Raw genomic sequence first — 13,374 nt, forward strand, 5'->3', positions numbered from 1 at the left:
AATTGTAACAGTCAAGTAGCTGACAAACAATATAATCCTTTTTACCTATTTATTTTGTGAACGGTTCGTGAAATAATTTTAAATACTTAAATTTACTAAATTTTGTAATAATAGAATCGTACAGTCATAAAGTATAGTAAAGGCTCAAAATTCGAATGAGAGGTTTTTTACTCTTTTGAAAGGTTCGGTGAGAAAGTTGAAGCAAAATGATATAAATCAATGTTTTGGAAATCTTATGAAAAGTACTTCGTCACCAACACTTATTCTCAATAAAGCAGGAAAAATTTTGAATTGTAATGAGGCAGCTATTAAACTTTTTAATCTTAATTTAACGTATATTGGCTATATTACAATGGACGAGTCCTCAAATATAAAATGGGCTAAGTTTGTCAAAGAACTACAATGTGAGTTAAGATCTGAAGAAATATTTAATATTCAAACAAACAACAATGAATTTGAAAAGATGGTCTTTAAATGTTTCTATGATCCGAACACTGAAGAAATTGTCGCACAACTATCAACGATCAATAATGACAGAGCGCTTAAATTGTATGTTAGCAAGGAGCAGGAACAATCTCAATCCTTCAGTGCATATGATCATTTACCTTATGCTGTTATTGTGAGTGATGCAAGTGGGATTATTCTTGGTTTAAATAAATATGCCGAAATGTATTTAAAAATAGAAAAATCACAACTACTCCATAAAGCACATCAACATATATTTGATTCATTTACAATGAAGGATGGACAAATTACAACCTATCTTTCGAAATTGATGGGTGACAAACATGCCAATATTCATGTTGTGGACGAGACGCAAGTAAGTAGAACTTGCTACTACGAAATCTCAAGTGTTTTCGATGAGTATAATAATATTATCGTCACTGTCATTAATGATGAAACTGAGAAGAAGCAACTACAACATAAAGTAGAGCATCAGGAAGCACTAAATGTGGTAGGTCAAATGGCAGCTAGTATCGCACATGAGATTCGTAATCCACTTACTTCTTTAAAAGGGTTTACAGAACTATTAAAGCTGAATGCAGATGAAGAGTCACGTATGTATTTATCTGTCATAGATAGTGAGTTACAGCGTATGGAGCAAATTTTATCGGAACTATTAGTATTGTCTAAGCCAACAAGTATGAAGGTAGAGTTAATCAACTTAGATCATATTGTAAGACAGGTAATCGAATTTATGTTGCCGGATGCATTAATGAAAAAAATTATGATTCAATATATACCGTCAGTGACAGAAGTATATATCGGCGGCAATGAAAATCGTTTAAAGCAAGTATTTATAAATCTTATTAAAAACGCTATGGAAGCAATGAATAAAGGCGGCACAATTACGGTAGAAATGAATGTGACAGACTGTACGATTGTCGAATTAATGATAAAAGATGAAGGCAGTGGAATGGATAATAATACAATCCAAAATCTATTCCAACCTTTTTACACGACGAAATCAACAGGGACAGGACTGGGCCTTGCTTTCGTGAAAAAGGTAATCGAAGAGCATGAAGGTGTAATTGGTGTTCAAAGTGAAGTACAGAAAGGGACATGCTTCCATATGCAGTTTCCAGTGTACACATTCAATCAGTTGGATACTTTAGATGTTTCTGTGAAGGATTCTGCTTATTTAGTTACCTAAAATAGAGAGAAAAACTTGCTAATTTTATTTAGCATAGTGTGCTGTTATTGAATGCTTTTGACAATGCTTTTCAAAAGTCGCTATAATGAAATTGATAAAGAGCGAATTGTGAGGACTAGGCTATGACGTCAGAAGATTTAAAGCAAACTTTAAAATTATATATTGTATTATCCCGTGCCCATAAAGCAATTAATGAGATGACAAACCATTTTTTTCAAGAAAATGGCTTGAATCCTACTGAATTTGCAGTTTTAGAGCTCCTGTATCATAAAGGGAGACAACCATTGCAGCAAATCGGTAATAAAATATTACTTGCCAGTGGGTCTATTACGTATGTAATTGATAAGCTTGAAAAAAGAGGTTATCTTTTACGGGTTTCCTGTCCATCAGATCGTCGCGTTACCTATGCGGAAATTACAGCTGAAGGTGAGGCGTTTATGGGCGAGTTATTTCCAAAGCACGAACAACATTTACATGAATTGATGAGTGCATTATCCGTCGAGGAAAAGGATGTAGCGATTGGCTTATTAAAAAAATTAGGGCTATCCATTAAAGATTTGTCTTATTAAAAAGAGTTGTCTCAAATAGATTTTGAGGCGACTTTTTTTTGCGTGTTAAAAGAATGGAAACATTGTTTAGGGGAATAGTTTGTATAGAATAGCTGTTTTTACCCGTTGAGAAGCTTTTTAGACGTCTTTACAAGCAAACCTTAGTTTTTTATTGGTAAATAAAAGAGAGGTCTTAGAAAGACTTCTAAGACCTCTTGGGATGTGTATTAAATTAATTTTTAGAAATAGTTGCTGCCATTGCGAGCATAGCGGCTGTTAAATCTTGTTCATCATTATCATGAATTGTTAACTTTATAATAAGTCCATCTTTTTCAAATACTACGCCAATTACTTTTTCAGTATCAAAGTCTACAACATAGCCTTCAATATTTTGGACATCTTTAAATACGGAAAGTTCTTCAGCAGATAATGCAACTGTTCCTCCAACTGCATTCATATAGTCCTGCATAGCTGTTTTCGCCGCATCATAGTTTGTTTCAGCAGTAGTAGTTGTTTCAATACGCATAAATACTTCGTCATCAGCATTTGAGACTAGCATGTCTTTTCCAGGTTCTTCTTGAGAAAGAGTAAATCCAGGTAGCTGTTGGATTTTATAGCTCTGAGTTACACTTTTAGATTCAGTTGCATTTTCCTTTTTGTCGACACCTTTTTGTACGTATTTTACTTCTTGTTGTGGTTTAGATTGTACTTCTGTTTGTGCATCATCTGATGTAGGCGTTTCTTGCGCGTCGTCGCCTGCAGGTTCACTATCAGTTGGTTTTTCCTCAGTCGCTGTGTTTGCTGGTTCGTTTTGTGCAGCATCTGATTGTTCTGTCTTATCAGAGGTATTGCACCCCACTACTAAAACAGCTGTTAGTAATAATGCAAGCATTGTAATTAATTTATTTTGCATGAAAAGCCCTCCCTTTCTATATTAAACGCTAATAAAAGATAAAATGTTTCCAATTTTTTTTGTTATGATGTTAAAGGTAACACTAAAAACAATAATAAAACAAAAACAACATGGGCTACAATAACTAAAGGCATACTCTTGCGCCATTCATAGATAAAGCCCCAAATCAGGCTTGTTACAAGAGCTGCGATGATACCAAGCTTAAAACCGCTAAATGCAATCGAAATGGCACATAAAATTGCTGTTACAATAACTGCTAAAACAGGGCGCATAAAACGTTTTAATTGTTGTTGTACGTAGCCACGCCAAAATAGTTCTTCACCAATGGCTACAATGAAAACAAGGAAAATATAGTGCCATATATTTTGTGGACCGTAAACTGTTAAAAACTTTTGTACGGATCCTACTAGCCGATCATTTATAAATGGTGCGAGCCAATAACCAAAACGTATAATGCCATATGCGATTGTACCGTATCCGATGCCGAAAATCAGAAATTTCCACGTAGGCAATTGATCTTCGATTGTACCTGATAGAATAGCGATAGCTATACATACGAGCAGGGTAAATGCATACAAGTACCAAAATACAGCAGGATTAGCAAATGTAAAAGCAAGCATGCCATAAACGAATAATAAAGAAAGGAGAAGTATTATTGTTTGTTTCGAATTTGTAAGCATAATTCGACCTCCATACTTTAATTTTACCAAAAAAATAGTCCCTTATCATCTATAAAGACAAAAAGGGACTATTCAGAATATTAAGCTTCACTTGCGTATAAGATTTTGTAACGTTTATGGTTGACGACCGTTTTTTCTTCAATTTCAAGGGAATCAAAATTCTCCATATATGTTAAATCAACGATCACCGAATTTTCATTTACTTTTTCAACAATGCCTTGCAAACCATTTTTAAACTCGATAATATTTCCAACTTCAGCTATTTTCACAGACAGTCAGCTCCTTCATCGACTAATAATATACAGTTTGCATGAAAAAAAGGAAAACGTAAAGCCTTTTTTGAATAATTCATAATTTATTACACAAAATAAAGTAAGAGAAAGGATTGGAAAAAATGGAACAATATGAAACAATGCTTGAACAATTGCAAAATGGAGAAATCCAAAGTATCGAAATTCATAAAGAACAATTTTATGATTTTCGAGAAGTATTAGTAAAACACCCATTATTTAAACATTTTAGAGGTGAAGCAAAGCAAAATGGGATTATAATCTACACTTATTTGGAAATTCCTAGAAGTTAATTTGTCGAACATTGTCGGAACATAATGCTGTAAGAAATGAAATATAAATGTATAATAATGGTATGATTATTTGTATGTTGGAGGGTTGTATGAATGGTCAATCTACTCTTGAAACAAATGGAACAAACTCGTGAGATGATGATTCGCTCTGGTGTGGAAAACGGGTTACAGAATGCAAAAACCATTCAACTGAGTCGCAGACTAGATCAGTTAATGAATACTTATTATAGACAGACAACATTAGAAGAAGAAGATCAGGATGATTTGTTTCAGTATTCAGAGTAAAATTTTTTTAGATTAGATGATTAAAAGTGAATGTACTGGGGAATAATTATATTGAACACAGCAACATTCTCATTTCCCCCTTTAGAGCAGTGATTCCCATCACCTGCTCTCTTTTTTTTGCTTATTCGGTATATATGCAAGACAGACAAACTTTAGTACAAGTATTAAGAAGAGTTTGAATTATTGAACTGATTCAACTACACTAAGTACACATAAATAAAACTTACTACTATTCCCAATACCTTAGCTAATTTGAAATGTGTAAAAGGAATAATCGTATTGTCTTATTTTGAGAGCACATTTATTGTGAGCGGATGGCGCGACTCGGTGCTTGTCTAAGAAAAGCGTCAGCTTTTAGCGTACTATTGATTCAAGTAAAGGAGTAATTACATATGGGAAAAGAGCGTATTGCATTTATCGGCACAGGTGTTATGGGTGCTAGTATTGTTAAACACTTACTGCAAAATGGCCATGAGGTGACGGTTTATACCCGTACAAAAGAAAAAGCAGAGCCCTTAATCGCTTTAGGAGCAAGTTGGGCTAGCTCCCCGGCAGAGGCTTTTAAAGAGAAGGATATAGCGCTAACGATGGTTGGTTATCCAGCAGATGTCGAGGAAGTTTACTTCGGTGAAAATGGCTTATTCCAAACTGCCAAGGCAGGTAATATTGTCATTGATATGACAACATCTGAACCAACTTTAGCGAAGAAAATATATGCGCATGCACAGACGTTAGGGATAGGAGCATTAGATGCTCCCGTATCTGGTGGAGATGTTGGGGCGCAAAACGGTACCTTGTCTATTATGGTAGGTGGTGACCAAATGACCTTTAATCGAGCTGTTCCAGTGTTGCAACAATTTGGTGCAAATATCGTGTATCAGGGAGAAGCAGGTGCCGGACAGCATGCAAAAATGTGCAATCAAATTGTCATTGCATCTGGCATGATTGGTGTGTGTGAGTCACTTGCCTATGGCTTAAAAGCTGGACTCGATTTATCTACTGTATTACAATCCATCTCTTCTGGTGCGGCAGGGTCTTGGTCTTTAAGTAATTTAGCACCACGTATGATTAAAGAAGACTATGCGCCAGGTTTTTATATTAAGCATTTCGTGAAGGATATGAAAATCGCTTTAGATGAATCAAAGAAAATGGGTATTTCTTTACCAGGGCTAGCATTAGCATATGAAATGTATGAAAAACTGATCGAAGCAGGTTATGGTGAAAATGGTACGCAGGCTCTGCTAACGTATTATAAATAGTCAGCAATAGGGAAAAGTGTTAGATTGAGTAATCATCAATCTAACACTTTTTTTGCTATGTTGTTTGTCTGAGTGCTTGGCTCCACTTTTCGTGGTACCACCTTCTTAAATGAAACCGCCACAAAAAGTCTTTGAATCGCTCGTACCATTTTGAAAAACATCCATAGCATAGACAATTCTCTACTCTTTATTAAAAAGTTGAGAATCTAATGAGAAGCTAGAAGCTCCAGCAAGGGCAAAGTAAAGTGCTATCGCACCTAAAGCTAAGTCAAACTCATAGCCAGCCAAACCATTAGCGCCGATAAAACCAATGCTAAGTTTTGCTGTAAAGATAGCAACAATCATTGTAATGGTCAATAAAGCACCGAAGATTCTTGTTGCGAAACCTAAAATAATAGCAGCTCCACCGACTAATTCAATAATCGCAACGACATACGCCATAAAGCCTGGAATACCGAGACTATCAAAGAAGTCAGCCGTATAGCTAATGCCGCCTTGGAATTTTTGGAAACCATGAACTGCAAAAATAATGCCGAGAACGACACGTAAAATAGTTGAACCAATATTTTGCATAATGTAATAACTCCTTTTCTTTAACTTACATTTCGTAACTTAGTTTATTTTTAAAAATAACTTTTGTCAAGTAACTAAGTGTATTTTTCGAAAGGATTTTTAAAAAGTGATATACTCTTAAGTAGAACCTAGTAAAAAAGGAGGATAGTAACTTGAATCAAAAAAACATGTGTCCGCGATTTGAAAAAGCGCTTATGATATTGAACCATCGTTGGAATACGTTACTTATTTATCAGCTACTTGATGGTCCACAGCGATATTCCACCATTAAAAATCAGTTGAATATTAGCAGTCGTGTGTTAACAGAGCGACTAAAGGAGTTAGAAACCGAGGAAATCGTGTTACGTACTGTAATTCCATCTACTCCAGTCGTTATTGAATATGAACTTACAGAAAAAGGATATGCAATTACCCCTGTGCTAAAAGCTATTGAAGAATGGTCTAGTAAATGGGTAACGATTGCTGAGGAATGATAGAAAAGATATTCAAGCGAGGGGCTTGAATATCTTTTTTGTTTTTAGGGACAAATGGAGGTAAGGTGTCAACCAATTTATGGCCATTTGGCAGTTATGTTTCACTAGAATTACTGATATATTGTAAATAATATTAATTTTCTTTTAAAAAAGGTATTTTTTATTATAGAGAGAAATTAATTGATTATTATAGAGATTGGAGGGAGGGTTTTATGAAGAAGGGTACAGCGATAGACGTACAACATCGAAATCAGTTAGCCATATATTTATCTTTGCCAATACTATCCTGGGCATTTTACGATTTTGCTAATACGATATTTTCGTCAAATATTAATACAATATTTTTTCCATTTTATATGGATGAAGCTTTAGGTACGAATGAGGTAATGCAACAGGTAGCAAGTACATTTATTTCGTATGCCAATGCCATAGCCAGTTTTTTCTTAGTAGTCTTTTCACCACTTTTTGGTGTCTGGATTGACCAAACGGGCTATAAAAAGAGATTTATAGTTTGGTTTGCATCAATATCTATTCTATTTACCTTTATGATGGGTATTTTTGCAAATTTACAGACGACAATCAATTACTCAGGTGTACCTCTTAGCTTATTTTTAGTTGTTGCAAGTTTTGTGATAGCGAAGTTTTTCTTTAATTCGAGTCTCGTATTCTATGATTCGATGATGAGTGATTTAGGAACAAAAGAAGAAATGCCTCTTATTTCCGGTTATGGTGTAGCAATTGGTTATTTAGGCACACTTTTTGGATTGCTTGTTTATTTATATGTAGGAAGCAGTGATTTCCATCGCGCTTTTATACCAACGGCGATTTTGTATTTATTATTTTCATTGCCTTTATTTTTCATTAATAAAGATACACCGATCCCAAAAGAGCAACGTAAGACAACTCATTTTTTTGAAGGCTATAAGGAAATTATTAGTACATTTAAGGATATGAAGCAGTATAAGGCAATCTTTACTTTTATGATTGCGTACTTCTTTTTAAATGATGCGATTGCCACGACCATTGCGATGATGGCGGTATATGCCACAACCATTGTCGGGTTTACTTCAGGTCAATTTATCATCCTATATTTAGTATCCACCGTATCGACAATTATTGGTTCACTGGCATTTGGCTATATTACAAAAGCAATTGGAGCGAAGAGAGCGATTACCATTGTTGCTTTTATCATGATTATCGCTTTAACATTTGCTGTCTTTGCAACCGAGCAATGGATGTTTTGGATTGCAGGTAGTATGTTCGGTATTTCATTAGGTTCTATGTGGGTGACATCGAGAACATATATTATTGCGCTATCCCCAGATAACAAGAGAGGCCAGTTCTTTGGGTTATTTGCTTTTTCTGGGAAAGTTTCGTCAATAATAGGCCCCGCAGTTTATGGAACTGTCACATTATGGATGAAGGATTATGGTACTTTAGCAAGTCGAGTGGCATTATCAACATTAATATTAATGACAGTAATTGGTCTATTGGTGCATCTAAAAGTTAATGATAAAAATGGAAATACCAAGTAGGAGAATTGTATCGCCTATGATACAATTGAATTATAAATTGATGTTGAAATAGAAAGGAGCGGGGTTGCTTTGGAACATAAGGGCATATTATTAGAAAGTGGCACAAATGAGCTAGAAATCGTTGAATTTGAAGTAGCTAACAATAAATTTGGTATTAATGTTATTAAAGTAAAAGAAATTATTCAACCTATTCCAGTAACGTTTATTCCACACGCGCACCCGCATGTAGAGGGAATTATTCAATTAAGAGGCGAGGTATTACCGGTAGTAGATATGCTACGAGTACTAGGAATACAAAGCACAGAACGTAATCCGCAACAAAAATATATTGTTGCTGAGTTTAATAAACAACGAGTTGTTTTCCATGTCGATAATGTGACGCAAATTCACCGTATTTCATGGGATCAAATCGAAAAGCCTTCTGATATGTATCAGGGTGGGACTTCACAAGTAATCGGTGTTATTAAGCAAAATGAGCAAATGATTTTATTGCTAGATTTTGAGAAAATCATGGTTGATATTAACCCTGAATCGGGTATTAATGTAGAGTCCGTGAAAAAGCTTGGTAAACGTGAACGTTCTGAAAAACGCATTTTAATTGCTGAAGATTCACCATTATTACGTAAATTATTATTTGATACGATGAAGGAAGCCGGTTATGAGAATGTAGAGTTCTTTGAAAATGGTCGTGATGCTTATGAATATTTAGATTCATTAGCGAAAAGTGGCAATAATGTTACAGAGCACATTCAATTAGTTGTAACAGATATTGAAATGCCACAAATGGATGGTCACCATCTTACACGAAAAATTAAAGAGCATCCTGATTTACAAAAGCTGCCGGTCATTATTTTCTCTAGTTTAATTACTGATGATCTTCGCCATAAAGGTGATCAAGTAGGTGCTGAGGACCAAATTAGTAAACCTGAAATTGCCGAACTAATTTTACGTGTCGATCAACTTATTTTATAAAGCTAGCGAAAAAGGAACTTCACAATACTAATAATTGGTATCCTGAAATATTAATACAAACGAAAGTCGGATACCTTTTTGGTTCCGACTTTTTTTGTATAATGAGGATGCTTTTAACACAAAATAAAAAGACCACCACCTATTGTCCTGTGAAGGAAGTGAATTATTTGGATGAATTAAAAACGGCCATTATTGATATCGGCTCGAATACAATACGATTGGTACTATATCAGTATGATAATGAAGAAGGTCTTCGAGAACTTGGAAATATAAAAACGGTTGCGCGTTTACGAACATATTTGCAACCGTCAGGAGCCATGTCCGAAGAAGGTATTCGAGTACTAACAGAAACGTTGTTAACATTTAAAGCAATGCTTGATGATTTTGAAATTGTCGATGTGAAAGCAGCTGCAACAGCCGCCATTCGTCAAGCGACGAATAGAGACCAGATTATTGCTTTAATGAAGGAGAAAACGGGCGTACAGATTGAGCTTTTGTCTGAAGAGGAAGAGGCGTATTTCGGTTATGTTGCTGTAGCCCATTCAATCGGTACTCTGTCTGCTGTAACGATTGACATGGGGGGAGGAAGTACAGAAATAACATTATTTAAAAATAAGGAACTAGTTGAATCATTTAGTTTTCCTTTTGGAACGGTGTCATTAAAGCAACGTTTCGTAAAGGGTGACATTATGAATAGTGGTGAGAAGAAAGAACTGGTTGCTTTTGTTAAGGAGCAGTTCAAATCACTACCTTGGATTCAACAAGTGGGATTACCGATTATTGCAATTGGTGGCAGTGCGAGAAATATCGCGCAAGTTCATCAGCAACGACAGCAATATCCTATTGCGAGTGTGCATGGCTATGAAATATCTAAAGAAGATTTAGATCAGCTTGGTGCGTTTTTAGGAAATTTAAGTTTTCAAGAACTAAAACATTTGGATGGGTTATCAACGGATCGTGCTGATATTATTGTACCCGCATTAGAAGTGTTCCGCATACTTATGGAAATTGTAGGTAGTGAGGTCTTCCAGTTAACGAAAAAAGGTTTACGGGAAGGGCTGATTATCCATCGTATTTTACAAGAAGATGAAGATGCTTTTGACAAATATAATGTCTTTGAGGGAAACGCTAGAAAATTAGCTCGACAATATGGACGTTCAGAGGGAGAAGTTGATTATTTAATGCATTTAGCAGATCAACTTTATCGTGCGTGTTGCCATTTGAATTATTTACAATTTGATGAAAATGATTTGCAGTTACTAAGAAAGGCAGCAAAGATTTTTAATATTGGGGAATATATTGAGTTAAGCTCCGCTAGTCAACATACGTTTTATTTAATTGCCAATCAATCAATTGATGGTTTGAATCATAAAGAGCGTCTAAAATTAGCACTTTTAGCTTCATATAAAAATAAAGATTATTTTGAACGATTTGCGGCTCCTTTTACCGAATGGATGAGTCGTGAAGAATATCGCAAAATGCGCGAATTCGGCACGTTGTTAAAATTTGTCTATGCATTAAATGTTTCAAAAAGAAATATTGTACATGCGATTGAAATGCAACCTTTAGACAATTATGTTCAGCTTAACGTATACGTCAAAAAAAATGCTGCTGCTGAAAAATATCAAGCAAATCGGCATAAGAAACATCTAGAACGTGCTCTAAAGATACCAATAAAAGTAAACTTCATTGAAGAAGGGTGGAACCAAGATGACAACAGAAGTAACAAACAATCGATTACATGAAGAAGAATTTTCAGAATCACATAGCCGTTTACTAGAAGAAATAGCAAAACCTCAATATTATAATAACCGCGAACTAAGCTGGTTAGCGTTTAATGAACGTGTATTAGAAGAAGCAGAGGATATCAATAATCCTCTGCTAGAACGCCTGAAGTTTTTAGCGATTTTTAGCTCCAATTTAGATGAATTTTTCATGGTGCGTGTGGCAGGACTTCAGGACCAAGTGCGTGCAGGCTTCCATAAGGCTGAGAATAAGTCAGGCTTAACACCAAAAGAGCAATTAGCGAAAATTGCTGAACGTACGCAAGCTTTAGTGCGCAGACAAACAGAAGTATATCGTCACTTAATCTACGATTTACTACCACAGCACAATGTACATATTGCAGACATGAAAGATTTAAATAGTACGCAAAAGGCGTTTATCAATGAAATGTTTGCTGAAACCATTTTCCCAGTTTTAACACCTGTAGCAGTAGATGCTTATCGACCATTTCCAACCTTGCTTGGTAAAACATTAAATATACTTGTCCTATTGGAACAAGATGAGACAGATTTAGAAAGCCGTGAAAAGGTTGCCATAGTGCAAGTACCATCTGTTTTGGATCGCTATATTAAAGTGCCTTCTGCTGAGGGTGAGACAGTGATTGTTCTACTTGAAGATGTTATTGTCGCTCATATCGAAAAGCTTTTCTATGGCTACAGTGTGAAATCAGCACAGGCTTTCCGTCTAACACGTAATGCAGATTTAACGATTCATGAGGAAGGTGCCCGTGATTTACTGGTAGAAATTGAAAAAGAGCTTAAAAAACGTAAATGGGGTGTTGGCAGCCGCCTAGAAGTACGTGTAGGGGAAATGAATGATGAGGTACTTGCATACTTACTAGAAGAATTTGAAATCGAGGAGACAGATGTTTTTCATATTGACGGTCCGCTCGATTTAACATTTATGTTCTCATTTGTAAAAGGTATAGCTGTTGGACGGGAGCATTTAGAGTATGAAAGCTTTATTCCACAGCCACCTTTAGATTTACAGTCAGATGAAAATATTTTTGAAAAAGCATTGCAACAGGACATTTTTTTCCATCATCCATATGAATCATTTGCACCGATAGTGGACTTTATTTCAGAGGCTGCTGTTAATCCGAATGTACTGGCAATCAAGCAAACACTATATCGAGTTAGTGGGAATTCTCCAATTATACAAGCATTAAAACTCGCAGCTGAAAACGGTAAACAAGTGACTGTTTTAGTAGAGTTAAAAGCACGTTTTGATGAAGAAAATAATGTGCATTGGGCAAAACAACTAGAGCAAGCAGGCTGTCTTGTTATTTATGGTATGAATAATTTAAAAACGCATTCCAAAATAACATTAGTTGTAAGTCGTCGTAATGGCAAGATTGAACGTTTTGTTCATCTTGGAACAGGAAATTATAATGATGCAACTGCAAAAATTTATACAGATATGGGCATCATAACATCAGACAAGGAATTTGGAATTGATGCCACGAACTTTTTTAATTATTTAAGCGGCTATACGGAAAAACCTACATTTAATCATTTAGTCGTTGCACCATTTGATATTCGCGATGAATTTATTCGTTTAATGGATGAGGAAATAAGCTGTCATAAGAAATACGGAAATGGATTTATTCGTGCCAAAATGAATTCATTGACGGATAAGGATTTAATGATGAAGCTTTACGAAGCATCTATTGCTGGTGTAAAAGTCGAGCTTATTATACGGGGGATTTGCTGCATACGCCCAGGTATTCCAGGCATTAGCGAAAATATAACCGTTACAAGTATTGTTGGCAGGTTCCTTGAACATTCACGCATCTATTGGTTCCATCATAATGGTGAGAATAAGGTGTACTTATCCTCAGCAGATATGATGACCCGGAATATGATTAAACGCGTTGAAATTCTTTTCCCTGTCTATTCAATTGAAGCAAAAGCTCGTATTATGGATATTATGAATAAACAACTTGAGGATACAGCAAAGGCTCGTATCCAAGATTCCAATGGGAAATATCATTACAAAGAATTTGATCGCAGCGAAGACCCTATTAATAGTCAGGAAATTTTCTTAAAGGATGCTCTAAAGCCTACGCTAGATGAGGAATAAATAATAAGCGTCTTAGACGACTAGAGTAAACA

14 protein-coding genes are annotated in these 13,374 nt (G+C 35.4%); 10 read left to right on the forward strand and 4 right to left on the reverse strand.

What is annotated here, in order from left to right; translation table 11 throughout:
- The first annotated feature begins 286 nt into the window (after positions 1-286).
- On the forward strand, positions 287-1,654 hold the full coding sequence (locus T479_RS03710) for a PAS domain-containing sensor histidine kinase (protein ID WP_227665411.1): 1,368 nt from the start codon (positions 287-289) through the stop codon (positions 1,652-1,654).
- A 122-nt stretch (positions 1,655-1,776) separates the two neighbouring features.
- On the forward strand, positions 1,777-2,223 hold the full coding sequence (locus T479_RS03715) for a MarR family winged helix-turn-helix transcriptional regulator (RefSeq protein WP_024362265.1): 447 nt from the start codon (positions 1,777-1,779) through the stop codon (positions 2,221-2,223).
- Positions 2,224-2,434: 211 nt separating this feature from the next.
- Here the strand turns inward: T479_RS03715 and T479_RS03720 are convergent, their stop codons facing one another.
- The 3 genes from T479_RS03720 to T479_RS03730 form a co-directional block, all read right to left on the reverse strand.
- A complete protein-coding gene (locus T479_RS03720; protein ID WP_025218703.1) occupies positions 2,435-3,115 on the reverse strand; it encodes a hypothetical protein in 681 nt (226 codons plus the stop codon).
- A gap of 62 nt (positions 3,116-3,177) precedes the next feature.
- Positions 3,178-3,795, reverse strand: coding sequence for a CPBP family intramembrane glutamic endopeptidase (locus tag T479_RS03725; protein ID WP_024362263.1), 618 nt, complete (start codon positions 3,793-3,795; stop codon positions 3,178-3,180).
- A gap of 80 nt (positions 3,796-3,875) precedes the next feature.
- Positions 3,876-4,064 (reverse strand): YkvS family protein, encoded by a 189-nt coding sequence (locus T479_RS03730; RefSeq protein WP_024362262.1) that lies wholly within the window; start codon positions 4,062-4,064, stop codon positions 3,876-3,878.
- A gap of 125 nt (positions 4,065-4,189) precedes the next feature.
- On the opposite strand from T479_RS03730, the gene T479_RS03735 reads away from it, so the two are divergent.
- The 3 genes from T479_RS03735 (at position 4,190) to T479_RS03745 (ending at position 5,922) form a co-directional block, all read left to right on the forward strand.
- The gene (locus T479_RS03735; RefSeq protein WP_025218704.1) at positions 4,190-4,378 is read left to right on the forward strand and encodes a protein YkzS; all 189 of its coding nucleotides are present in this window, start codon (positions 4,190-4,192) and stop codon (positions 4,376-4,378) included.
- Between the two features lie 93 nt (positions 4,379-4,471).
- Complete coding sequence (locus tag T479_RS03740; protein WP_024362260.1) at positions 4,472-4,663, forward strand: aspartyl-phosphate phosphatase Spo0E family protein; 192 nt, start codon at positions 4,472-4,474, stop codon at positions 4,661-4,663.
- A gap of 392 nt (positions 4,664-5,055) precedes the next feature.
- Positions 5,056-5,922, forward strand: coding sequence for an NAD(P)-dependent oxidoreductase (locus T479_RS03745; RefSeq protein ID WP_025218705.1), 867 nt, complete (start codon positions 5,056-5,058; stop codon positions 5,920-5,922).
- Between the two features lie 180 nt (positions 5,923-6,102).
- Here the strand turns inward: T479_RS03745 and T479_RS03750 are convergent, their stop codons facing one another.
- On the reverse strand, positions 6,103-6,495 hold the full coding sequence (locus T479_RS03750; RefSeq protein WP_024362258.1) for a DoxX family protein: 393 nt from the start codon (positions 6,493-6,495) through the stop codon (positions 6,103-6,105).
- 152 nt (positions 6,496-6,647) lie between these two features.
- Here T479_RS03750 and T479_RS03755 point away from each other — a divergent pair, with 152 nt between their 5' ends.
- The 5 genes from T479_RS03755 (at position 6,648) to T479_RS03775 (ending at position 13,342) form a co-directional block, all read left to right on the forward strand.
- Complete coding sequence (locus T479_RS03755; protein WP_024362257.1) at positions 6,648-6,968, forward strand: winged helix-turn-helix transcriptional regulator; 321 nt, start codon at positions 6,648-6,650, stop codon at positions 6,966-6,968.
- A gap of 212 nt (positions 6,969-7,180) precedes the next feature.
- Positions 7,181-8,503: an MFS transporter gene (locus tag T479_RS03760; RefSeq protein WP_024362256.1), complete on the forward strand. Its 1,323-nt coding sequence runs from the start codon at positions 7,181-7,183 to the stop codon at positions 8,501-8,503.
- Between the two features lie 69 nt (positions 8,504-8,572).
- Positions 8,573-9,475, forward strand: a complete 903-nt coding sequence (locus T479_RS03765; protein WP_024362255.1) for a chemotaxis protein — start codon at positions 8,573-8,575, stop codon at positions 9,473-9,475.
- A gap of 167 nt (positions 9,476-9,642) precedes the next feature.
- Positions 9,643-11,220 (forward strand): Ppx/GppA family phosphatase, encoded by a 1,578-nt coding sequence (locus T479_RS03770; RefSeq protein ID WP_025218706.1) that lies wholly within the window; start codon positions 9,643-9,645, stop codon positions 11,218-11,220.
- On the forward strand, positions 11,186-13,342 hold the full coding sequence (locus tag T479_RS03775) for an RNA degradosome polyphosphate kinase (RefSeq protein WP_024362253.1): 2,157 nt from the start codon (positions 11,186-11,188) through the stop codon (positions 13,340-13,342). The genes T479_RS03770 and T479_RS03775 overlap by 35 nt, the downstream gene beginning before the upstream one ends.
- The last annotated feature ends 32 nt before the right edge of the window (positions 13,343-13,374 follow it).

This window comes from Lysinibacillus sphaericus (genome assembly GCF_000600105.1).
GTDB classification, from domain to species: domain Bacteria; phylum Bacillota; class Bacilli; order Bacillales_A; family Planococcaceae; genus Lysinibacillus; species Lysinibacillus sphaericus.